At 44.6% G+C, this 22,628-nt stretch carries 20 protein-coding genes; 7 read left to right on the forward strand and 13 right to left on the reverse strand.

Annotation, left to right across the window (positions count from 1 at the left end):
- Window positions 1-15: 15 nt before the first annotated feature.
- The 3 genes from BIZ37_RS03225 to BIZ37_RS03235 all read right to left on the reverse strand — a co-directional run bounded on the left by BIZ37_RS03225 (window position 16) and on the right by BIZ37_RS03235 (window position 5,292).
- Window positions 16-2,256: a DUF262 domain-containing protein gene (locus tag BIZ37_RS03225; protein ID WP_187460277.1), complete on the reverse strand. Its 2,241-nt coding sequence runs from the start codon at window positions 2,254-2,256 to the stop codon at window positions 16-18.
- Entirely contained in the window at window positions 2,253-4,193 is a 1,941-nt protein-coding gene (locus BIZ37_RS03230) for a DUF262 domain-containing protein (protein WP_187460278.1), read from the reverse strand. Before BIZ37_RS03230 ends, BIZ37_RS03225 begins: the two co-directional genes overlap by 4 nt.
- Window positions 4,194-4,398: 205 nt before the next feature.
- A complete protein-coding gene (locus tag BIZ37_RS03235; RefSeq protein WP_187460279.1) occupies window positions 4,399-5,292 on the reverse strand; it encodes an AraC family transcriptional regulator in 894 nt (297 codons plus the stop codon).
- A gap of 180 nt (window positions 5,293-5,472) precedes the next feature.
- On the opposite strand from BIZ37_RS03235, the gene BIZ37_RS03240 reads away from it, so the two are divergent.
- Window positions 5,473-6,417 carry an SDR family oxidoreductase gene (locus BIZ37_RS03240; protein ID WP_222939570.1) on the forward strand — a complete coding sequence of 315 codons (945 nt, stop codon included), beginning with the start codon at window positions 5,473-5,475 and terminating at the stop codon, window positions 6,415-6,417.
- A gap of 67 nt (window positions 6,418-6,484) precedes the next feature.
- The gene (locus tag BIZ37_RS03245) at window positions 6,485-6,853 is read left to right on the forward strand and encodes a DUF4345 family protein (protein WP_187460280.1); all 369 of its coding nucleotides are present in this window, start codon (window positions 6,485-6,487) and stop codon (window positions 6,851-6,853) included.
- A 98-nt stretch (window positions 6,854-6,951) separates the two neighbouring features.
- Here the strand turns inward: BIZ37_RS03245 and BIZ37_RS03250 are convergent, their stop codons facing one another.
- Window positions 6,952-7,488, reverse strand: coding sequence for a biotin/lipoyl-binding protein (locus BIZ37_RS03250; RefSeq protein ID WP_222939571.1), 537 nt, complete (start codon window positions 7,486-7,488; stop codon window positions 6,952-6,954).
- Complete coding sequence (locus tag BIZ37_RS03255) at window positions 7,485-8,867, reverse strand: TolC family protein (protein ID WP_187460281.1); 1,383 nt, start codon at window positions 8,865-8,867, stop codon at window positions 7,485-7,487. Before BIZ37_RS03255 ends, BIZ37_RS03250 begins: the two co-directional genes overlap by 4 nt.
- Before the next feature lie 142 nt (window positions 8,868-9,009).
- Between BIZ37_RS03255 and BIZ37_RS03260 the strand changes: the two genes are divergently transcribed.
- Complete coding sequence (locus BIZ37_RS03260) at window positions 9,010-9,810, forward strand: Cof-type HAD-IIB family hydrolase (RefSeq protein ID WP_187460282.1); 801 nt, start codon at window positions 9,010-9,012, stop codon at window positions 9,808-9,810.
- Between the two features lie 70 nt (window positions 9,811-9,880).
- Here the strand turns inward: BIZ37_RS03260 and BIZ37_RS03265 are convergent, their stop codons facing one another.
- The 3 genes from BIZ37_RS03265 to BIZ37_RS03275 form a co-directional block, all read right to left on the reverse strand.
- A complete protein-coding gene (locus tag BIZ37_RS03265) occupies window positions 9,881-10,414 on the reverse strand; it encodes a thioesterase family protein (protein ID WP_187460283.1) in 534 nt (177 codons plus the stop codon).
- Between the two features lie 203 nt (window positions 10,415-10,617).
- Complete coding sequence (locus BIZ37_RS03270) at window positions 10,618-13,665, reverse strand: efflux RND transporter permease subunit (protein WP_187460284.1); 3,048 nt, start codon at window positions 13,663-13,665, stop codon at window positions 10,618-10,620.
- Window positions 13,662-14,816, reverse strand: coding sequence for an efflux RND transporter periplasmic adaptor subunit (locus BIZ37_RS03275; protein WP_187460285.1), 1,155 nt, complete (start codon window positions 14,814-14,816; stop codon window positions 13,662-13,664). The genes BIZ37_RS03270 and BIZ37_RS03275 overlap by 4 nt, the downstream gene beginning before the upstream one ends.
- Before the next feature lie 167 nt (window positions 14,817-14,983).
- Between BIZ37_RS03275 and BIZ37_RS03280 the strand changes: the two genes are divergently transcribed.
- Window positions 14,984-15,580 carry a TetR/AcrR family transcriptional regulator gene (locus tag BIZ37_RS03280; RefSeq protein ID WP_107296689.1) on the forward strand — a complete coding sequence of 199 codons (597 nt, stop codon included), beginning with the start codon at window positions 14,984-14,986 and terminating at the stop codon, window positions 15,578-15,580.
- Between the two features lie 60 nt (window positions 15,581-15,640).
- Here BIZ37_RS03280 and BIZ37_RS03285 read toward each other — a convergent pair whose 3' ends face one another.
- The 4 genes from BIZ37_RS03285 to BIZ37_RS03300 all read right to left on the reverse strand — a co-directional run bounded on the left by BIZ37_RS03285 (window position 15,641) and on the right by BIZ37_RS03300 (window position 18,443).
- Window positions 15,641-16,360 (reverse strand): class I SAM-dependent methyltransferase, encoded by a 720-nt coding sequence (locus BIZ37_RS03285; RefSeq protein ID WP_187460286.1) that lies wholly within the window; start codon window positions 16,358-16,360, stop codon window positions 15,641-15,643.
- 125 nt (window positions 16,361-16,485) lie between these two features.
- Window positions 16,486-16,803, reverse strand: a complete 318-nt coding sequence (locus BIZ37_RS03290; protein WP_187460287.1) for an AzlD domain-containing protein — start codon at window positions 16,801-16,803, stop codon at window positions 16,486-16,488.
- Window positions 16,800-17,519, reverse strand: a complete 720-nt coding sequence (locus tag BIZ37_RS03295) for an AzlC family ABC transporter permease (protein ID WP_187460288.1) — start codon at window positions 17,517-17,519, stop codon at window positions 16,800-16,802. The genes BIZ37_RS03290 and BIZ37_RS03295 overlap by 4 nt, the downstream gene beginning before the upstream one ends.
- Before the next feature lie 87 nt (window positions 17,520-17,606).
- Complete coding sequence (locus tag BIZ37_RS03300) at window positions 17,607-18,443, reverse strand: AraC family transcriptional regulator (protein WP_187460289.1); 837 nt, start codon at window positions 18,441-18,443, stop codon at window positions 17,607-17,609.
- Between the two features lie 225 nt (window positions 18,444-18,668).
- Here BIZ37_RS03300 and BIZ37_RS03305 point away from each other — a divergent pair, with 225 nt between their 5' ends.
- Complete coding sequence (locus BIZ37_RS03305; RefSeq protein WP_187460290.1) at window positions 18,669-19,703, forward strand: lactonase family protein; 1,035 nt, start codon at window positions 18,669-18,671, stop codon at window positions 19,701-19,703.
- Between the two features lie 66 nt (window positions 19,704-19,769).
- Here BIZ37_RS03305 and BIZ37_RS03310 read toward each other — a convergent pair whose 3' ends face one another.
- Window positions 19,770-20,417 carry an HAD family phosphatase gene (locus BIZ37_RS03310; protein WP_187460291.1) on the reverse strand — a complete coding sequence of 216 codons (648 nt, stop codon included), beginning with the start codon at window positions 20,415-20,417 and terminating at the stop codon, window positions 19,770-19,772.
- 161 nt (window positions 20,418-20,578) lie between these two features.
- Here BIZ37_RS03310 and BIZ37_RS03315 point away from each other — a divergent pair, with 161 nt between their 5' ends.
- Both BIZ37_RS03315 and trmY read left to right on the forward strand, forming a co-directional pair.
- Window positions 20,579-21,784 (forward strand): carboxylesterase, encoded by a 1,206-nt coding sequence (locus BIZ37_RS03315; protein ID WP_187460292.1) that lies wholly within the window; start codon window positions 20,579-20,581, stop codon window positions 21,782-21,784.
- A 212-nt stretch (window positions 21,785-21,996) separates the two neighbouring features.
- On the forward strand, window positions 21,997-22,593 hold the full coding sequence (gene trmY, locus BIZ37_RS03320) for a tRNA (pseudouridine(54)-N(1))-methyltransferase TrmY (protein ID WP_187460293.1): 597 nt from the start codon (window positions 21,997-21,999) through the stop codon (window positions 22,591-22,593).
- The last annotated feature ends 35 nt before the right edge of the window (window positions 22,594-22,628 follow it).

Here is a 22,628-nt window from a genome sequence, read left to right on the forward strand (position 1 = left end):
AGATATCACTATCTCTTACAGCCCTTCCATTGTCTTTAAATTATCAATAATACTGTAGAGTGCTTCTACCTCTGGGCATTGTTCTACGTCGATTACGCGACCAGTGTCGCTCTTCAGCGTAATCACAAAATCATCTTTTATGAATTCAACACGAAGGGTTCCTCCCTGCCATGGGCTAAAAATTACACCTGGGTAATCATTCTCTTTTTTTACTGAACCGTAAGGTTTAAGTACTTGCTTAAGCTTAGATATTTTTTCTGACTTTTCATTTTGAAGTTCTAAATAAAGAGCGTATGTACGAACATCACCATGCCAACCAGACATTCTCTCGCTGTTTAATAGATAAATTTCACTATTATAGTACATCCTAATCTTTCGTCTTCCACAAGCAGTAATAGCCTGAGGATACTTGATGAAGTATTGTCGCCAATGGTTGCAGTTTGAACTTTCGATAATAGATTTTAGGCCTTGAACTTCATTACCTTCTTTCAACTTACCTAATAGTTCTAGCAATATTTTACAACGTTTTTCATCATTAAATACTTTACGCCAATTGTCATTCCTAGCTCCCGGATTCTTCATACAGAAGCTTAAGTTACTTTTTGACCAAATTAAATAATTTCCAAGCGATAACAATGCTCGCTGTAAAAGAAAATCTTTTGTCTCAATTAATTCATGTGAAAATAGGACTGCTGCTATATTAGCTAATGTCGTAAATTTATTAATGCAATAAAGACCTGATTCTGGGTCTTGTGATCCTTTCAACAAAAAGCCAACTTGACCATAAAAGTACTCATGCTCTTCAAACTTTCTGAGCAATGGGTGCCATGATGGGTCTTCTACAACTAATTTAGCTTTGAGAATTTCTTCCTTTTTCTGAATTTCATTAAAGAAAGGGATCGCATTCGGCTCTGTATCCAGCAAACGATGTATAAAGCAGCCATCACCAATTAGCTTACACATTTCATGCAATGCGTGGACAGCACGGACATAGTTAACAATATCTGACTGTGTATTATTGATCAGCCTTGTCGTCACACCTAGCCAATCTGTCAGCTGTTTTAACTCATCAGCATCCCAGTGCGTCCCACTCTCACGTTGCCTGATAAAAGAAAGTAAGGCTGAAAACCGAGTCTGTTCATAATAACCTTTATTCCTCAGCATTCCTTTAATGATGCTATCACATTGCTTGGCTAGTTCTGGAAGTCCATCCTTCCCTTCTGGTGACTGAAGATAGCTTATTAAGTTGAACAGATCGCCGATAATATTAAGAGTATTGTCTTTGAAGCAGCGATGAACATCGTACTCAGTGGAAGAGACAAAAGTATTATTGTGGAGTGCAGTAATGATCTTCTCATCACCCACTGCTAACTTGCTTCCTGCAAGTGTAATTCTGCCTGCAATGTTATACTGGGCGACACTTTTGAAGGTAGTTAAAAACAACCCATCAACTTCGTACTCGCCGCTTTCGCGCATTCGCCAAAATACATCGGTCCACTCTTTGTCCATAGCAGTCCAAAACGTATCAGGAATTACAATGTCGTCTGATTTATCAACATAACTTTGAAGCCAGGCTTTGAAGTTTTCAAATTCAGTCAGTGGCCTGCCACGAGCATTCATTTTTATATACAGCTCATCGGTCAGGGCAAACTCTTGCATTTCCAAGAAGTGGAATGTAATCGGTGGATGATCATTACAAACCAATTGCTGCCACAAGCTAACGCCTTGCTCCAAATCAGATTTGAAGACCTTGTCGATTTCATCAAGCATCGTCAGCATGGACTGTACGGTCGGGTCATTCTGCCAAACAGAGAAAAACCAATGCGTATCGATAATTCTTTTGGAAAGCGATTTTTTGCCAACAGCATCAATCAAGCCATGGCTATTAGCAATCAACGACTGAATAAACTCCCTGGAGCTAATACGGGTTTCATAGTTAAATTTCTCCAGCTTAGGTTTAACTTCCTCTATCACCCCAGTCCCTGCTGCAATATACCAATGAAGCAAAAACAAGGTAGTCAAACGCTGCTGCCCGTCAAGCAGAACGAGCTTATCCTTTTTCAATGAACCATAAACAAAATCTAAATCTTGGCTGCGGTCAGTATGAATAACCATTTCGTGCAGCGTTTGCACAAAGCTTTGTCGGATCTGTTGTTCTTTTGCCCCTTCGCGGCCTTGTGCATAGTCGCGCTGGATGATCGGTACTTCTATGCTGTAGTCATCTAAAAGATGCCAAAAGGTCTGTTTTACACTCACGACAACATCTCCTCGCCAAGATAATATTTGAAACTGGTAATTAGTGCGTTCCTGTAAGCCTCTCGATCATTTTCTGACCATTTATGCATTTGTGATACACTTTCACTGTAATACTTCGAGAAAACATTCTTCGTCGCTAAAGGAATATATTGACCATCAAGCTTTTCATAGTTAATGATTAATTGACGTTTCATCGAAAAAATATGGTTACCGATGCCTCGGTTCACCTTAGCTGGCAGCAAACAAAGATTATCTAAAGAATGCAAACTTTCATCATCAAATTCACCTACCACTTCACCTAACGATTTTAAGTATTCACTCCTTAAATCATTACAATTAGCATCCTTGTTTTGCAATGCTAGTTGCCAAAATGCTAATTTTTGTTCAAGCTCTGCTTTGGTATCTGAAGAAATTAAACCAGATTCGGATATGTAGTGTAATTCATCTTTCCATACCTGAAATTGCTGCTTGTTATTATGATCCTTTGATTGCTGTGCATGAATATGTTCAATATCCCACTGCGTCTCCCGATAGAGTCTAAACGAAAGGCGTGTTTTATTTTTTCGATGCACGTCAATATTCAACAACATCAATAATGAAATTATTGTTTGACGTTTAGTTGAATCATAACTGACGTTATCGAACTGTAGACTCTCATTGTCTTGCTTGAAGTCTTTTCTCAGAGTCTTCGCAATTTCACTTTTCAGTATTTCGGCAAAGCTCGACTTCGTTTTTTGTTCTGCTAGCGCCCACAACGCCTGTACACTTGTTATATCTCGCGTTATCAAAAATCCCACTAAATGATATAGATCGTCATCGTTATACCATTCAAGCAAGCGGTAATAACCTTGTTTGACCTTATGCCACAGTTCATGTACATCTTTACTGTCTTTCAACTGTTCGTGATAGAAACGAAATGCGGCATGAGAATCGTGCGTATTTGTCTGTTTAGACTGACTAGAGATATTATTACCACTCAAGAGATCAAACAGTAACTCAATACGTGTGGTTTTGTTATTCAGACGATCTTTCGGGCTTAAAAACGCCCAGAACTCTTCATTCTGCAACCCATGTTCAATCATATCCCATTGCTGGGCCAGCTCTGACTGTTTCAACAAAGACCATTCAAGATTGTTTTCATCAACGACATGGTTTAAAAATAATGCTTTGATGAGTTCTGCATCAGTCAGTGGGATCTTCCCGCTATTAATCCGCATAAAGATATCAATAGACTGAGCTTTATCAACGGTGCCCTTTTCATCACGAGCGGCATACCAAATTACCTTGGTATGGTCTAACAATTTCGCCAACCACTTTTTGCGGCCTACGTCTTCCGGGCACTTATCTTCAAACCATTGATGAATTGCCTTGTAAGCTTCATAGAAGTGATAGTTGTCGACATTATCTAACTCTTTCCGATCGCTAACAAAGTCGTCCCATTTCTTATAGCTTAGGGTTTCTGACAAATAGTTCTGGAGAAATTCGCTACTGCTCTCCCTCGTTTGGTAATCAATCTTATATCGCTTGTTATCAAGGTAAGAGAGGATCATAAATACAGTTGTGATACGTTGCTGCCCGTCTATCAGCTCCCAGCGAGATTGTGAATCTGCATTTTCTGCTGAATGGTATTTTACAACCACAGGTTGCAAGCAGTAAAAGTCTGCTCCCTTTTGTTCAAACTCATCAATATCATTGAGCAAGTCTTCAACTTGGTCTTTTTGCCATTTATATCCTCGCTGGTAGTCATCGACAAAAAAATTGAGTTGCAGTAATTCGCTAATCGACTTGAGAATAAGCGTATTATTCCCGTATACGATATCTTTAAGTTTGGATACAAAACCTTTTAGTGAGTCTGCCTCAACAGACTTTATATGCGTTTGGTATTCTTCTAATAAATTTTCAATTGTCACCATTGGATGGCTGTTGGTTTCCATCATCCTTCCCCTAAAAGCCATTGATACATCAAAAACACACCAAGAATACACCACATGGTGCATATGTGAATAACATAAAGCCGTTATAAGCCTCATAATTAACAATAACTTACGTTTTTCCACTATTACAACGCAGAACAAAGAATGAAAAAGGCGAACCATAGGTTCGCCTTTTGTTTGTTCATTTACCTTTTTGCAGTATGTAGTCCTATGCAATATTCTCAAGGAGTTCTTTTGATTGGCTCCATTTTTTCGGCGATTGACCATACAACCGCTTAAATTCACGACTAAATTGCGTTGAGCTTACATAGCCTACTGCCAAAGCCGCTTCATTGACACTCATACCGGCGGCAATCCTCATCGCTGCATTATTCAAGCGCATTGCTTTCATAAATTGAATCGGTGACATTCTGGTGGCCTGTTTGAATTTACGATGGAATACGGCGCGGCTCATACCTACTAACGAAGCGAGTTCATCAATCGTGACATTCTTTTTGAGGTTCATAGATAGATACTGAATGGTTCGCGCGATTTCGTTGCCAATACTGAAAGATCTTCTAGCTGAAATACCTGCATCGCCTTTTAAAACGGCATAATACAACTCTCGCAAACGGCTTTCGCCAAGGATTGATATATCCATCGTATCCTCTCCTAACTGAAGTAACCGTAATAGAGCGTCCGAAAAGCTATCGTCCCAACTCGCAAGCGAAAGCCCCTGGGGTTGTAAGTTGCCTTTGGGAAGCTTAATTGCGCCCCCCGCACTTTCCATTTCTATCGCCAACTCGGTCATTACTTTGGTATCAAGGGAGATATACACACCCAATAATGGATCTTCGGGCGAAGCATCTGGCGTTCCTGCTTCAACAGGCATTGAAACCGTACAGCACATGTACTGACTGTTATCGTAAATATATTTGTCACCGTCGAGTATTGCTTCTTTTCTTCCAGTTAGGATGACAATGACGGCTGGCTCATACACCGCTGGCGCACAAGGGATAGCATTGGTTACTTTAAAAATACGCACACCATTAATGCCTGTTTCCACCATACCATCTTCAGTAATACGCTTTTCTACCAACTGTTTTATTTCATCCCTTTTCATCGCAATACCCGCCAGCCAAAATCGATACAAATAGGCATGTTTTAGAGATAAATCCGTCTATTTATGCCCCGCAGTGAGAGTTATAGTAACTTCCAGACAACGATACTACTGTAGACAACGGCGTACAAGTTCCTTTATCGCCGTATCACGGATTAACGCATTACTGATAAGGTTTACATCATGACAACTAAGCTATTTGGTACAAAAGGTTGGACTCCAGAGCGTATTGGTTCTCTTAATGGCAAGACTTACGTCATAACGGGGGCTAACAGTGGTGCTGGCTTTGAAGCATCCCGCATCCTTCTTTCCAAAGGTTCAAAAGTTGTCATGATGAATCGCAATCCAGTCAAGTCGGCAGCAGCAATCGAACAGCTAAAACAAGACCTTGGTGACCATATTGATGTGCGTTTCGTACAGATGGATTTGGCCGAGCTTTCATCCGTCCGCCAAGCTGCAGATGAACTTTTGGGGTCAACACCAGTAATTGACGCACTCATCTGTAATGGCGCTATTGCTCAGGTCACCAAACAAGAAATCACCATAGATGGTTTTGAGAGCCAACTTGGGGTCAATCACTTTGGTCATTTCTTGCTATGTGGCTTACTGTTTGATCGAATCGAAGCATCTCAAGGACGTATTGTCGTTGTTGGCAGCAACGCCTATAAAATGGGCCTAAAAAGAATTAAGTTCGAAGATCTTAATTTTAGTAGTAAATACACCGCTTGGGACTCTTACGCTCAGAGTAAACTCGCCCAGATGATGTTTGCCTATGAACTTCAACGACGTGTTGACGTTGCAGGAAAACAAGTCGAAGTTCAGGTGTGTCACCCAGGAGCATCTCGTACCAACTTGTTGATGGACACTGCTAGCACTTTCAACAAAATGCTATGGTCGGTACTTTCTCGTGTCATCGCTCAGTCGGCAGAAAAAGGCGCTTGGCCTGAGGTAATGTGTGCGACCGAAGATAATTTACAACCCGCTACGCTTTACGGCCCTACCAAACGTGCTGATACCGTTGGTCCGGTTGGAGCTTGTAAATTGGATCACGTTGCTCTGGATACTGAAATGGCTGCAAAACTCTGGTCGCTTTCTGAGCAAAAAACAGCATTAAACTGGGCGTTGTAACTATGGCTTTCGTGCAACGAAACCATATGTACCCGAAAATACTACTTAAATTCTGGATAGAAGAACGATGATAGAAAATACCTTGATTTTACGATGTGCTGGCATCTTATTGATTATTATTGGCTTGGTGTTAGTAGCCAACCCAGAACTCCTCAGTAACAAGCCGATCCCAAATGATACTTTTCATGCTATCGAACGCAGAATATGGTGGGGTTTGCTGATCGGATTCGGTTCTTTGTTGCTGTTTCACCACCAGTTACAACCTTGGATGACGACAATTGCCGCTACCAGTGCCTCTCTTGTTTTTGGTTTACTTGTAGCAAGGTTAATAGGAATAATGTTGGACGGTTCAGTTGCCAAACAATGGTTATATGTAGTAATCGAAGTGATTCTTCTGGTTCCATTAGTGTGGTGGTACCTTCGTACTCAAAGCTAAACAGCAAGAATTATATTAAGTGGCAGTATCAAACACCACTTCAACCCTCCAGCCATCATTAGCTTGGGTGGTTTGATATTGCCAGCCGTACTGGGCGATTAGGCGCTGGGTGAGCTCGGTGTCCCAGTCAGGCCTGAACGCTGCCATTCAGAGCGCGCTTGCTCCCCTTGGCGCTGCTCTTCAAGCAGTGCTTGTGTGGCCGAGGCAACATCTGATTTTGCTTGGGTAACGGCTTGCTCGTAGGACGTGGTATCCAGCTTTGCCAATAACTCTCCTTTCTTCACCGTGGCGCCGGCTTCGAAGGCATCGGATAACCATTCAACCCGGCCACTGACCTCGCTGGCAAACGCCAGCTCATAGCGTGGTTTTGCCTCACCGTAGCCGATGATTTGTGCCTGATAGCTCGCAGCTTGGGTAAGCTGCACCCCAACCTGAGACAGGGCTTGCTGCATGGCTTTTTCATCCATCGCCTGCCAATTGATAATGTCATCATTTTTTGTTGTTGGCGTGGCCGGAGTGGCTTGGGCCGCCTGTGCCATTTGGCTGCCGTTGTAGGCTACGACGGCAAAGATAGAGCCAGCCGCCGCCAGTGTGATGGCTAAGGTAATGGCATTCTTTTTGATTGTGGTTTTCATGCGTTGACTCCCAAGCCTAGGGCTAGGCCTAAATCAATTCGGTTTAATAGTCGTTGGTAAGTGGTATTGGTCAGCTGGGCTTCGACGTCATAGGCTTGGCGCTGGACGGTCAGCAAATCGAAGATATCGACCAGCCCCTGGCGGTATTTCTCTTCATAGCTCACGACACTGCGCTTGGCACTGGTCAAGGAAGTGCTTAAATGTTGTTGTTGCTGTGCTAGCGCGCTTTCTTGGCCAATGGCATTCTCAACTTCGTTCACGGCTGTCAGCAGGGTTTCCTGGTATGCCCAATAACTTTGCTCTGTAGTCAGCTCGGCAATTTCCGCATTCGCTTTGAGTTTGCCGCCTTGGAATAACGGCGCAGAGATTTGACCCAATGCCGTCCATAACGGGTTGGCAAACAACGCTTCGCTTGGGGTCTCTGCCATATCTTTCAGGCTGGCAGACAAGCTAAATGACGGCAGCATGGCTTTGTAGGCCGCATCGGTTCTTAAGCTTTCGGCTTCGATATTGAAAAAGGCTTGCTGTAAATCCGGGCGGCCGGAGAGATCTTGCACCGACATAGAGTCCAAGGGGTTAAGGATTTGGGGAAAGTCTGCCGCGACCTGAATATCGGTAACTGGAGCGTTCAACTCACCAGTTAGCAATAGCAAGCTGCGTTTGCTTTGGGCGAGGCTCTCTTGGTACTGGGCGACCGTTGCACGAGTTGAGGCGGTGTTAGTTTTGGCGTTATCTAGCTCTTCCAGTGTGCCCAGCCCTACTTGGTAGCGCTCGAGTACCAGTGTTTCGTTGTTCTCTAGGATAACCAAGCGGCGCTGTTCGATGTCCAACAGCTGCTGGTTAACGCTGTTCTCAAGCCAGCCACGCATAATGTTTGCGGCTAAAAGGTTGGTGGCATTTTGCAGGTTGGCTTGGTTGACGGCGACATCTTTTTGTGAGGCCGCAGTGACATCAGACAGGCGCTGCCAGACATCCAACTCCCAGCTAACAGTAAGGTCGGCATTGTAGCTTTCGTTACTGCCTTCTGTTTTCTCGCCCGAAAAACCTGCCGCTAAAGTTGGCAGTTGGTCGGCAAAGCTGATCCCCTCTTGGGCGTAGGCAATCTTCATCGCCACAATACTTTGTTGCAAGCTTGGGTTATTGGCAAACGCGGCGGACAGGTATTGCTCCAACTCAGGTACATTGATCAGATCGGTGATCCGGTTAGGAGCTTGCTGGCTCCCCAGTGCTGGCGGTGTTTGCTCAACCCGCTCAACGAGTTGCTGGATGGCGATGTTTTGGTTGCTGCTGGCTTGCGTTGCAAAGTCGGCTTCCCCTGTTGTCGCACAGCCAACCAGGCCGAGCAACATCAGTGAAACCAGTGAATATCGGAACGTCATTGATGCTATCTCCCACTAAGACGCGGATAAGATAACGGTAAGGGGGTTAAGAAGGGGTTAAGACGAAAATACTTGCAGAGATTCATATCTCATGTACTTTGTCACGCTCGAACCATTGCTAATGAAAACAATACGGTCAACTATGCCAAGTAAAGACATCAAATTTATCGCCGTCGATATGGACGGGACCTTACTCGATGAAAATAGCCAGCTCCCTGCCGAATTTTATTCGGTTTACCAGCAACTAGAACAACGCGATATTATTTTGGCTGCTGCATCGGGTCGTCAGTATTACAGCTTGATGGAGACATTCGCACCGGTAAGCGAAGATATGATGTTTATTGCTGAAAATGGCACCATGGTGATGCACCAAGGCAAAGAACTGTACCGCTGCGAAATCGACAAAGCGTCTATATCAGCAATTATTCAGCAGGCACGAGCAATCGACGGAGCGCACATCGTTTTGTGTGGTACCCAATCAGCCTACATTGAAACTCAGGATCCACAGGCACTGAAAGAGTTTTCGAAATACTACCAGCGTTGTCAGTATGTCAGCGACCTCTTGGCTGTCGACGATGACTTTATCAAAGTCGCTATTTGCCACTTTAATGGCACTGAAGAACATGTTTTCCCAAGCTTTGATCGCGAGTTTGGTCAGACTCATCAGGTAGTAGTAAGTGCAAAAATCTGGCTTGATGTAATGAATGCCGAGGCTTCTAAAGGAGCTGCTATTGAACACTTACAGAACACGCTAGGTTTTAGCTATGAGCAGACCATGAGCTTTGGTGATTACCTTAATGATTTAGAAATGCTCAAAGCAAGCTACCACTCCTATGCCATGGATAATGCTCACCCGAAAGTAAAGGATATAGCGCGATTCTCAGCACCAAGTCACCGCGATGCAGGGGTAATAACCGTAATTAAACGCGAACTACTCGATTAAATGTGGTTTCAAGCAGCCGGAGAGCCCTATCGCGCTCTCCGCTGTTTATAAACCTAAGAATGGAGAGTAATTATTGACCAATAGGTGGCCACGGCCTGTGCTGCTCGGAATCAATCCATTCTGTTACCCATTGTGGCAATATCGGTGTATTCACCGGCTCATTCATCGCTTCGAGCAAATCTTGTGGTGAAACTAATCCTTTCTTTGACGTCACACCCGCCCGAATTAATACAGACGAACACGGTTTGCCGTCTACCCACATAGACTGTTCGACATAAAGCCATTTATCGTCCCAGCCTACACACTGGGAGTACATTTTTACCTTGTGGAACATATGGATGCGTTTTCTATAACGCACTGAACTGCCTGCTACTACTAATGCCCACCGTTTTTTTGCCAGTACTTTCATTAACCCGCAGCGGATACCCAGCTCAGTTCGACCCAAGTCATACAGGGTAAGCACCCGACCGTTATTCATTTCATTAAAAATATCGAGATCCCAGGGGCGACAAGAGAATGAGATTTCACTCTTATCAGTAATGTGAACCGGGGAGTTACGCTTGGCTTGCCACATTACTTTCGCTAGACGCATAAACGGGTACATATTCAGCTCTTCCTTTAACTGTTATCTTTTTTATATATAAACCACTGACATATTGGATAATTGTGACAACGGCAGGTACCACTATAGAGCAAAACATCTAAGTATCACGAATTATTGTTACCAAACTGTCGGTACCCGCTCATAATTCACGATAAAAAAAGGCGAATCAAAAGATTCGCCTTTTTCCTTACTTGTACTTTATTTTAACTCTCCACGCTTACCCTAAAGAGCAAAGCGTAAAATAGTGGAATAACAACCAAGGTTAAGACTGTAGCAAACAGCAAACCAAACATAATCGTCACAGCCATGCTCTTAAAGAACGGGTCAATAAGCAAAGGTGCAACACCTAGGATAGTTGTCAGCGCCCCAAGCAATACCGGCCTTGCTCGACTCATTGCTGCATCAATGATTGCAAAGTATGGGGCTTTGCCATCTGCGATCTCCATGTCAGCTTGATCAACCAAGACAATCGCATTCTTCACCATCATGCCAATTAAGCTCAGGAAGCCAAGTATCGCCATGAATTCAAACGGTGTTTGAAATGCGATCAAGCCAACTGTCACCCCTATAACGGCTAGCGGCGCGGTAAGCCAAATCACCAATGGTTGGCGGATAGCATTAAACATGAAGATCACCGACAGGATCATCGCAGCGAAACCATAAGGCGCAGAGATGACAAGCCCTTCATTGGCATCCTTCGATGCTTTATATTCCCCATACCAAATCAACTCATAGCCCGGCGGCAAATCAATCGCTTCAATTTTAGCGCGAACACTATTGAATGCATCCGCAGTCAATACACCGGGAGCGGGATCGGCTTGTACCAAGATAGTCGGCACACGGTTGATACGGCGCAAAATAGCATTTTGATATACCACGTTAACCGAGTCGACCAATTGACTTACCGGAATATATCCCCCCGCTGCAGAGCTAAACACATCTGTATTTTCAACTGCACGTTGATGATTGCGCTCGTGCTCTGGCGAACGAACAACGATAGGGATTAAGCTATCACCTTCTCGGTAAACACCGACATTGCGCCCAGATAATGTTTGAGCGATAGCCTGATTGATCTCTTGAGTGGTCAACCCAAAGCGTTGTGCTTTTTCCGGTGAATATACCGGGCTCAACACTGGCACTTGCTGACGCCAATCATCTTGTATCGCTATCAGATTCGAATCGGCATGCATGATTGCCTTGGCTTGCTCTGCCAGCTGACGTAAAACCTGGCTATCTGGTCCTTTGAAGCCCGCTTCGATCTTTTTACCGCCACCTCGGCCTAACATAAACTTCCACACTTTAATGGAAGCATCCTGGTATTTATCCGACAGTTCATCCTGCAACTCAATCAACAGGGACGCAATCTTGGTATAGTCATCAATATCTATCAATAGCTGACCATAACTTGTGTTCCGCGCTTCCGGTGCATAAGTCAGCATAAACCGAAGCCCACCACCACCAATAAAGCTAGTGATGTTGGTTACCCCCTCTTTCGCTTTCACATCAGCTTCTATATTCGCAACGAACCGCTCTGTACGTTGAATATCAGAACCCTGAGGCAAATAGACATCAATGACAAACTGTGCCCGTTGTGATTCAGGCATAAATCCTGGTGGAACATATCGCAAGCCATAAACCGATACAGCCAATAAAGCGACAAGCATAGATACGGTAGCGATTCGGTGCTTCAATACCCAAACCAATACCACTTTGTACATGGCCATCATCGGGCTAATTTTAGTCTTACCCTTGGTTGCTTTTACTTTTAAAAAGTCATGGCAAAGCATCGGGGTAACGGTAACAGCAAATACCCAACTCAAAAACATCGAGTAAAGGATCACCCAAAATAGTGAACCGGCGTATTCCCCCATATCAGATGCCGAAAGGCCTATCGCACTGAAAGCAAATATACCGACTATTGTACCGCCTAACAGTGGCCACTTTGTCGCGTCGACCACCTCTGAAATAACGGTTTCTCTATCTTGTTCTAGGTCTTGCTGCAACCGGACCAAAATACCTTCAGTGACCACAATCGCATTGTCCACCAGCATACCTAGAGCAATGATCAATGCCCCCAAGGAGATACGTTGCATGGCTATATCTTCAATGAACATGATACAAAGTGTGCCAGCAACAGTGAGCAATAAGACAAAGCCAATGATCAACCCTGAGCGTAATCCCATAAACACTAATAGGACGACAAAAACGATCACAACGGCAGCAATTAAGTTATCGATAAAGTTCGCAACTGAGTCCCTTACCGAATCTGACTGCATTGAGATAACATGGAGTTCTACGCCTAGTGGCCTCTGGCCTTCTAGTTCAGCCAGCCTTGCCTTAACCGCATCCCCCATCTCAACAACATTACCTCCGGTCACATTGGAGATACCAAAACCGACCGCTCGTTGACCGTTATAGCGCATCAACATACTGGCCGGCTCTTGGTATCCACGCGTCACATTGGCAATATCACCAAGCCGCATGACCGTATTGTCTGGACCGACACCAATCTGCAAATTTCGCAAATCGTCAAAAGAGCGAATATTGGAGACAGGAATAACCGGAATGCGCATCTCTTGCGAATCAATCGCACCTGCAACTGTCACCAAGTTTTGCTTCTGCAGAACTTGGAACACCTGCTCTGCCGATACCCCAAAGGGAGCTAGTCGCTCACTCGATATCTCAACGAATATTGTTTCCTGACGTTCAGCCAATGTCGCTGTTTTGGCTACCCCTGGAACCAACACCAATTCGCGACGCAAGCTATCAACATAATCCTGCAATTGTTTATCACTAAAACCTTCACCCGTTACAGCGAAGAACAGCGCATAAACATCAGCAAAGTCATCATTAACAATAGATGGGCTTGCTCCAGGCGGTAACAACCTCTGTGCATCAGCGACCTTACGCCGTAACTTATCCCATACTTGCTGTAAGTCAGCATTTGTTTTGGCAAACTCAAGTTTGATTTCCACCGTCACTTCTGACATGCCTTGCTTGGAAACCGACTTTACCTCTTTCAGCTCTTGCAGTGACTGAACCGCCCCTTCAATCACATCGGTGACTTCGTCAGAGACTTCTTGTGCCGTTGCCCCTGAATAAGCGGTATTTATTACGGCTTGGCGGATGATAAATTCTGGATCTTCAAATCGGCCTAATTTTAGGTAGCTGATATAACCACCGAGCAAAATCAAACCAATAAGAACCCAAACACTGGTGCGTTTAGCTAGCGTATAACGAGCAATGTTCATTGCTGACCCTCGTGAACCACCCAGCTCGTAGTTACTCCCAAACTACTTGCTGTCTGCATCGGGCGAACTTCCATCCCTTCCACCAAACTCGACACACCAGCAACAACCACTTGCTCACCAGTCTTCAAGTTTTGGGTGATAGCCACTCGATCTCGGCTCAAGGCCCCTACTTCTACATATCGCTTACTGACAGTATTATCTTCAGTTACAACCCACACGTATTGCTTGCCTTGGTTATCTGGTACCACTGCAATTAAAGGCACAGTGATCATCGAGTGTTGACTCATATCGCCGGTCTCTGCTGGGACCACCTTTACCGTCATACCTGGCAAGACCCGATAGTTTTGGACATCCCTGAAGGCCAACACGACTGGATAAGTTTGACTCACTGGGTCAGCCTGAGTCGCAAATGTTTTCAACGACAGGTCAAAAAGGTGATTTGGAATACCATTAATTTCGGCTTTGGCCTCCGTACCGCTCACACTTGATAGCATCACGCTATCTGGTATGTGAATGACAACCTCAAGATCATCAATGTTGTGAAGCGTAAATACCGGATTATTTGCTTGCATTTGCACGAAATTATCAACATATCGACGACCGATAATGCCATCGAACGGAGCCTCTATGCGTGTGTAATCTAACTGACGCTGCGCTTCATCACGTCGATTTTTCGCCAAGTTATAGCGAGTGGTGATTTCGTCCAGTTGGCTTTTTGAAATGGCTTTACTCTTGTCATAAATCGCTTTTGCGCGTAAGAATTCGGCTTCCGTGTTGTTCAGCTCTAACTTTGCCGAAGCCAACGCCGTAGTTGCATCACGTGAATCAAGGCGAGCCAGTAGTTGCCCTTTCTTAACTTTATCCCCCTCACCGACAAGTAACTCTGTCAACCTACCACCCACACGAAAGGCTAACTCAGCTCGCTCAGCGGCTCGAACAACGCCATTGAAAATCAGCTGATCGCCACGGGTTGCTGACACTACTTCAGTCATTGCAGGCCTTACAGTTGGCCTAGTTTCCTTTGATGTAATTTCTAGTTGTGTCGGTTCTTGACCACAACCAAATAACGTCAAACCAGCAAAAGCGAGACTTACAGACACAGCCAAAGTCTTCAACGAATATCTCTCAAATACTCTATGTATGTTTTCCATAGCATCCTCCTCTTGGAAAAGGAAAAAAGTCGCCCTTTTGAGGCGATCAAAATCTGTACAGCAAATTTTGGCGGATTCTAGTTCAGGAACCCCCAAAAGTAAACTCATGAGTTTACCTTATGGCAATACGTTGCTAAACTCAGTGAAAACCATCACGGAATGAATTAATGGCGCGTTCAGAACAAAAAAGATTGGCTATCGTCAGTGCTGCTAAGCAAGAATTTATAAAAAATGGCTTTTTAGCTGCCAATATGAACAATATTTGTCAGGCAGCAGAAGTCTCTAAGCGGACGCTTTACAGGCACTTTGAGAGTAAAGAGTTATTGTTTGAAGCGGTTTTAACCGAAATTAGAGAGAAGTCAGTCGAAGAAGAGCACTATCAATTTGATGTGAATAAGCCACTGGATGAACAGTTACGTTTAATCACCCAGCATGAATTAAAGATCATTTACGAGCAATATGGCATTGAATTGTCGCGCACTATTTTGATGGAGTTTTTCCGTCAACCTGACTTGGCAAAATCCATTACCCAACGCCTATATCATACTCACGCAGTAAGCCAGTGGTTCGCACAAGCGCTCGTGGCTAAAAAGCTATTCGCTCGAGATGTCCAAACTATTACTAGTGTTTATGTCAGCCTATTACAAGGCCAACTGTTTTGGCCTATGGTACTGGATATATTGCCTTTACCTGAAGGTGAAGAACTTGAACAGAAGATTGATAACATTGTGATGACGACTATTCGTGCTTTTTCACACCCATAGCCGATACAAAAAGGCCGAGCTAGTTAACTCGGCCTTTTACACATGTACACTTGCTATAAATTAAGCGAGTCTCTGGCACTTAATGAAAATGAAGTTTGGGTTCTTTGATAGATACTCGTAACGGCCTTCATCCATTTCCTTGACCTTCTCTGACACTTCACCCTCAGAGAGTTGGGTGATCACCAAACCATTCTGGGTTAGCGCGTTCATGATTTCGGTCAGCGAACGACGATAAAAGCTTACTTGAACCGGTTTACCCACTGTATTCCACTCTTCTTGCACTAATTCGCGATCGAAATAGTTACCGCTTTGCGTACACTCAAAGTCTGCGAACGGATGGTGGGTCGAAAAAACAAAAGAACCACCCACTCTCAATACACGGTGAACGTCTCTGAACAGTGGATTTAAATCTTCAAGGTAATGGGCCATCAGTGGTGAAATGACCAAATCTACACTCGCATCCTTTTCCTTCGGCAACCCTTTAGAAAGATCCTGCGCATACGCAACAACCTTATCGGTAAGCGCAGCTTTTTCTGCCTTGCTTGCTACCAATTGAACCATCTCTTCAGAGTAATCAATACAGGTAACATGTTTAGCCCCTTGCTCAAGCAAGAATTGAGCATACACACCAGAGCCACAGCCAAGATCAAGCACATCAATATCGTTGAGGGCTGGCAGCATTGCTTGAAGCGTTGGACGCTCTAAATGAGCATTGTAGATGTTGTCTTGAATAACTTCGTCATATTCGCTAGCGAACGTTGAGTACATCTTTGATTTCATAATACCTTCTCTGCTTAAGAATGCCGCGGTAAGGGGATGCATGTTTTACAGTATCAATCTACTTACAGCAATAGTTCCAATATGATCTTGCTCACAGTGATAAGGTTTGAAACACAACTTGCCGACTAAAATATCAGCAGATTCAATATTAAAAACACAACCATACTCACAACTGTTGTTAACAGGACATTTTTGGTTTTCCAAGCCAAGCCTGCAGCCAATAATGCCGACAATAAATAAGGATTATCAACAGCAAGCCACAACCCTTCCCCTTCAGGCATAAACACGATGGGGGCCCAAATAGCAGTTAATACCGCAGGGCTGGAGTATTTCAATATACGCTGCAGTTCGGGATTAATTTTAAGTGGCAGTTTAGGCTCCAAAAACAAATACCGGCTCAAGAAAACCAAAGCCGTGAGCACCAGAATCGATAACATGATCATCCCTGCTCTCCCCGCCATTTCTCCGCAAAGTAACCGGCCAGCATGCCACCAAGACTTGCGATCATTAATGCCCCACCGACATCGAAGTAATTCAAAGTGATTGACAGACCTAATGCGGATAACACCGCAAATACTACGGGTAGATTAATAACATGCGGTATAACCAATGCAATGAAGGTCGCAGCAACTGCGAACTCAAGACCAAGTTCATTCAAGGCTGGTATATAACTGCCAGCGAAAATACCCACCAATGTCGCTGCATTCCATGCCAAATAGAAGCTCAAACCTGCACCCAAGGCATACCAGCGGTTAAACTGCTTTATTGACTGCTGACCACAGATAGCAAATAGCTCATCAGTCAAAAGAAAACCCAAACCCAAGCGCCACTTCAACGGCAAAGGGCTGATTTTCTCCCGCATCGATACGCTGTAGAGCAAATGCCTGGAGGTAATAAAGAAAGTCGCCAGCATCATACTAAACAGGCCCGCTCCCGCTTTGAACATACCCGTGACAACTAACTGAGCCGAACCGGCAAACAAAATTGCTGACATGGCCTGGCTTTCCAAAGGGTTTAACCCTGCATCAATGGCAAAAGAACCAGCGAGCAACCCCCAAGGAATTACCGCTATACTCAGCGGTACCATGGCCAAGGCTCCTTGACCAAATAATCGTGCTCGACGGGTTTCTTGTGGTGTTTCCACTATCGTTGTATCCATCCAATAAATCTTCTTTGTTGCGAAATCATCTATTCATAACGCCAAAATACCGAAACCAATACTTGTACAAAATTGCTCAATTCATCGTTAGATTAAAGAGCCAGTATATTGCTTAGGTGTAATCCCCATTGCCCGCTTGAAATGACGGTGGAAATGGCTCTGGTCATGAAACCCTGCTTCCTGCGCGGCATCTGATATCGAATGGCCAGCCTTCAGCAGTTTTTTGGCATAACGTAAACGGCTCTGGATTTGGTAAGCATGGGGAGGTAGACCGAACTCTTTTTGAAACGCCCGTACTAAATAATAAGGGCTGTAACCCGCTAGTTTCGCTAACTCTTCAAGGGATACATCCGCCTGCGGAAAATCGTCGAGAAAAGTCTTAACCAGCATTACCTGTTTCTGGCTTCGGGTACGCGGTTCAAACTCATTACGAGTTTTACTGTGCCTTGCCATTAACTTAACTAACGCGCCATATACCAAGGTTTCACGTAACAGGCGGTTGTCGGAATTTTCCAAAGTCGAAAAAACCAAGCGTAACTGCTGCGCAACATCGGGGTCATGGACTACTGGCTCAGGAAAATACGGAACTGACGGGTGCGGGCCTAAGCCCTCGGTCATTGCAGCGAACTGCTCGGGCAACGGATACATCGCCCTGTATTCCCAGCCCCCTTCAGTCGCTGAATGGCCGGTATGAACCTCATCGGCATTGACCAAAATGATATGATCTTTCGGTGCGACATGGTTACCGCCAGTACGGTAAAAACGTTGCGCACCTTTTTCTATCACCCCGATGGTATAACCTTCATGGCTATGGCGTGAGAAATTCTGTCGCTTATATTTTGCCTGTAATAATTCAAGGCCGCCCAATTCATCAGCGATTGAGAAACTCGCGTCCTCTTTGAATTTCTTTGTTTGCTCTGACATTGCTTACTCACTATTCCTGTGATGCCAATCTAGCTTAACGACCTTTGCTAATTTTGTACAAAATTGCCCTATTCAAATCAAATTCACTTATAGAAACAAACCCAGTTTTCATGCAGGCAAGCTAACTGGTTCACATTTTGACTCTACTCAGCGTTTAATTCATTGCTGTCTCTGGGGTCAAAAGGCATGGTATGGGCAGTTATTTAGTTGTATTCAGAGCATTTCATGACTTCCCACGATCACCTGCACTTTTATGTCGGTACTTATACCGATGCACCAAGTACCAGTAAAGGGATTGCCAAGATCTCTTTAGACCCAGCAACGGGTGAACTTACCCGCAATGAAGATTTAACCGCGCTGCGTAATCCATCTTATCTGACCACCACGGATAATGGCCTCTACAGCTTTAGTGAAACCTCTCAGGAAGAAGGTGCAGCACTGCAGTTTTCATCAGAACAAGGTAATGTTTTCTTGCCTATCGCGGGGGATTATCCTTGCCATATAGATATCAAATTCCCTTACCTTGCCGTAGCTAACTATGGTTCGGGTAATGTGTCTGTTTATCTGCTTGATGACAATGGAAGGCCAATACAAGCTATTGCCGATTTATACGAGGACGGTTGCGGGCCTAATTCAAACCGTCAGGCATCTCCTCACGCCCACCAAGTCACGTTCCTTAACCATAACAATCAATTGGCAGTTGTTGATCTCGGCTCGGATCGTATTCGGTTTTATCAGTTTGATGGTGAAAACGGCCAGCACACATTCCAATTAGCGCAAACTATCACAATGCCAGCAGGTGCTGGACCACGCCATATGGTGTTCAATCACAATGAAACCCGTGCCTATGTAGTGTGTGAGCTATCTGAAACGCTCGTTGTCCTTACTCTTAACGACGGTAATTGGCAGATAACACATCAATGCGAGCTGTTGCCTGAAGTTGAAAACGGCGAAGCTGCATCGGCTATTCGTCTTTCTGAGAATGAAAAATACCTGTATGTGTCTTGCCGTGCGCAAAACAAAATCAGCGTCTTTGGTATTTTGGGCGAGGAGCCGAAACTACTGAATACCTATGATTGCCAAGGACAATTTCCAAGGGATTTCGTTATTTCCAAAGATGGGCAATGGCTAGTTGTTGCCAACCAGCACTCTAACAATATCGTGAGCTTTCATCGTAACACCGAAACGGGAGAAATCACGCCAACAGGCTACCAGTGCCTTGTCGATGCGCCTGTATGTTTAGTTGAAGCCGGTAAATAACGAGCCAAGACCAACGCAATCGCCCTAAAGAAAAAGCCTCTGTTCATTAACAGAGGCTTTTCAGCATTACGCCGACTGTAACTCAGCAAGCACATCACAGAGCGAAGGGACAATAGCATGCCTAAATTGACGCACTTCATCACATGGGTCGACCAAATCAGGGATCTGATAGGTTTTCATGTTTGCAGCAACCGCCGCCCTTACGCCATTGTTTGAGTCTTCAAAAGCTAGGCAGTACTCAGGCGCTACATTCAGACGGCTCGCCGCCAATTGATAAATTTCAGGGTGAGGCTTACCGTTGGCAACTTCACAACCCGTAGTGAGGTTATCAAAGTACTTGGCAATACCCGCCAGTTCTAATTTTGTTTTGGCAACATCTTTGGCAGTAGACGTCGCGATAGCAATCGGCGTTCCTTGCGATTTCAGCCACTCCAATAGCTCTATCACTCCCTCTTTTACCGGGATTGCCTGATGTTTTACCACTGCATTGTAACGAGTACGCCACTCGTTATGCAGGCGGTCTAAATCATCACCATAGGCTTGGCGGAATATCACCTCGATTCCCGCCGCATTGCGGCCAATGATTGATAGGTAAACATCTTCATAAAATGGAAGGTTTTGTACTTCACAGGCTTCTTTAAAGATACGCATACAGACGCGTTCTGTATCGAGAAGCAAACCATCCATATCGAAAATAGCAGCTTGATAGTTCATTACATTACAGATTTTTTGCTGGAGACGGCGCATTTTGACATATGCGCACAACTTTTTCCTGAATAATAACGTAATAAAATTGTTCTACATCTTAATCCCCTATTCATATTGAGAATGGTAACTTTAAACCGATAAACCATAACGTCATTCATTAGATTGCTATGAAACCAAGTAAAACAATAATCCTGAGTGCAACGGTCGCCGCTCTTGCCCTTTTTGGTTGCCAAAGTACAGTCGACCATCCATTGTATCAGTCGTCGGGCAGCCAGCCGGTCAACGGCTACCATTCTTTCGATGAGTATCTAAGCCAAACGGAGAGACAGCTCAGCCAGCATCGGTATTACTTGACTGAGAACAAGCAGCAAGAGTTAAAAGCAAATATGCCGTTTGAACTAAGGCCCCAATCAAGCAAAGAGCAGGCTGCTGATAATCCCGCTAGCTCCCGAAAAGGGATATTACTGATCCATGGTTTGGGGGATTCCCCGTATTCTTTTGTTGATATCAGCCAATCCTTGGTAGAGAACGGATTTCTCGTCAGGAGTATCCTGCTTGATGGACATGGAACCCGTCCAGCAGACATGATGAATGCTGATCATGAGCAGTGGCAAAAGCTCGTTAATAAACAAGTTGAGTTACTTGAGGAAGAGGTTGAAGAGGTTTACTTAGGTGGCTTTTCAACTGGTGGCAACCTTGCCTACCTCCATGCGGCGGATAATTCTGATATCGCAGGGCTTATGTTGTTTTCTCCAGGCTTCCAATCCAATGAGCCTATGGCATTTATGACCCCCTTGCTCTCTTCGGTAAGGCCTTGGCTTCGCACAAACATACCTAATGGCGAAACTAACTATACCCGCTACAGCAATATGCCGACCAATGGCTTTGCTCAGTATTACCACACCAGCAAAGCGACCATGGAAGATTTAGACAAACGTCAATTTGACCGCCCGACATTCATGGTATTGACAGAGCATGACAGTGTGTTGGATACCAAGGCTATCAAAGACATATTTCAAACTCGGTTCACCCACCCTGACAACAAGCTAATGTGGTACGGCACAAGCCCCAAACCCGACGAAGACAATGTCGTGTATGTAAACAGCCGAGTACCCGAGTTACGTGTAAGTAATATGTCCCATATGGGGGTGTTATATTCACCCAAGAACCCTTATTACGGCATAAATGGTAGTGAAACCATTTGCCGTAACGGGCAAGAATCGCAGGAGGCAGAAGATTACTGCCTTGCTGGCGGTGAGGTATGGTATAGCGCATGGGATCACCGAGAACCAGACAAGGTCCACGCTCGGCTGACATTCAACCCTTACTATGATCAAATGATAGATACACTATCAGAAGTGTTTGAACTCTAAACGGGCGCCTTCTCGATGTTCCATTGATGCTAGCCCACCTCAATTCGGTGGCCTATTTATAATCACTCGCGCACCACATGTCACTCTCAAGCATTATTTCAGTTACATATCACTGCAAAGGTGCGATAATCTTGCCCTTCTGATTGCCGATTAGACTCGGTTGATATCAATATATTGATTCAAAAGTAATTTTATCTGTAGGACATTCTTCAATGCGCGCCTTTGTATTACGAGCCAGATCCGCTCCTACCGACAGCCAGCAACTACTGGCTTCAGTTGGCCAAGAAGCTCACACCGAAATTTTGGCCCATACCCTAATGAATTCGATCTTTGTGGCGCAGTCGCACCGTGAAGATGTGATTGTGCACTTGGTACTAGAAAGTACCCAAGACTACTCCCGCACAATCACTTTTGTTGCCAATGAAATGACCAATATCGGTGGTTTCCATGAGCAAGCATTGCTAAGTAAAGTTGCCAAAGCACTCGATGCATCACGCGGGATGACCAAAGAGCAAGAACGCCAGGTTGAGCCAGGCATTACTGTCCGTACTTTGAGCTTCGAAAAGCTGGTCAAAGATCTTGCTGAAGATTACCAGCTCTACATGATGGACAAAAAAGGGGCTTCAATCCGCGAACAAGAGTTCAGCGGCAACTCCTGCTTCCTGCTCACCGACCACATTCCTATGCCGAAAAAGACATTCAAAAGCTTGGAACGCCTTGGTACCCAGAAGATCAGCCTTGGACCAAAGATGATTTTCGCTTCCCAGTGTGTAGTGCTAATCCATAACGAATTGGATCTTTGTGAGTAGCCTTCGCAAGCTATAAACAACAAGCCCGAGCCAAT

The sequence above is a fragment of the Photobacterium sp. BZF1 genome, assembly GCF_014349205.1.
Taxonomy (GTDB): domain Bacteria; phylum Pseudomonadota; class Gammaproteobacteria; order Enterobacterales; family Vibrionaceae; genus Photobacterium.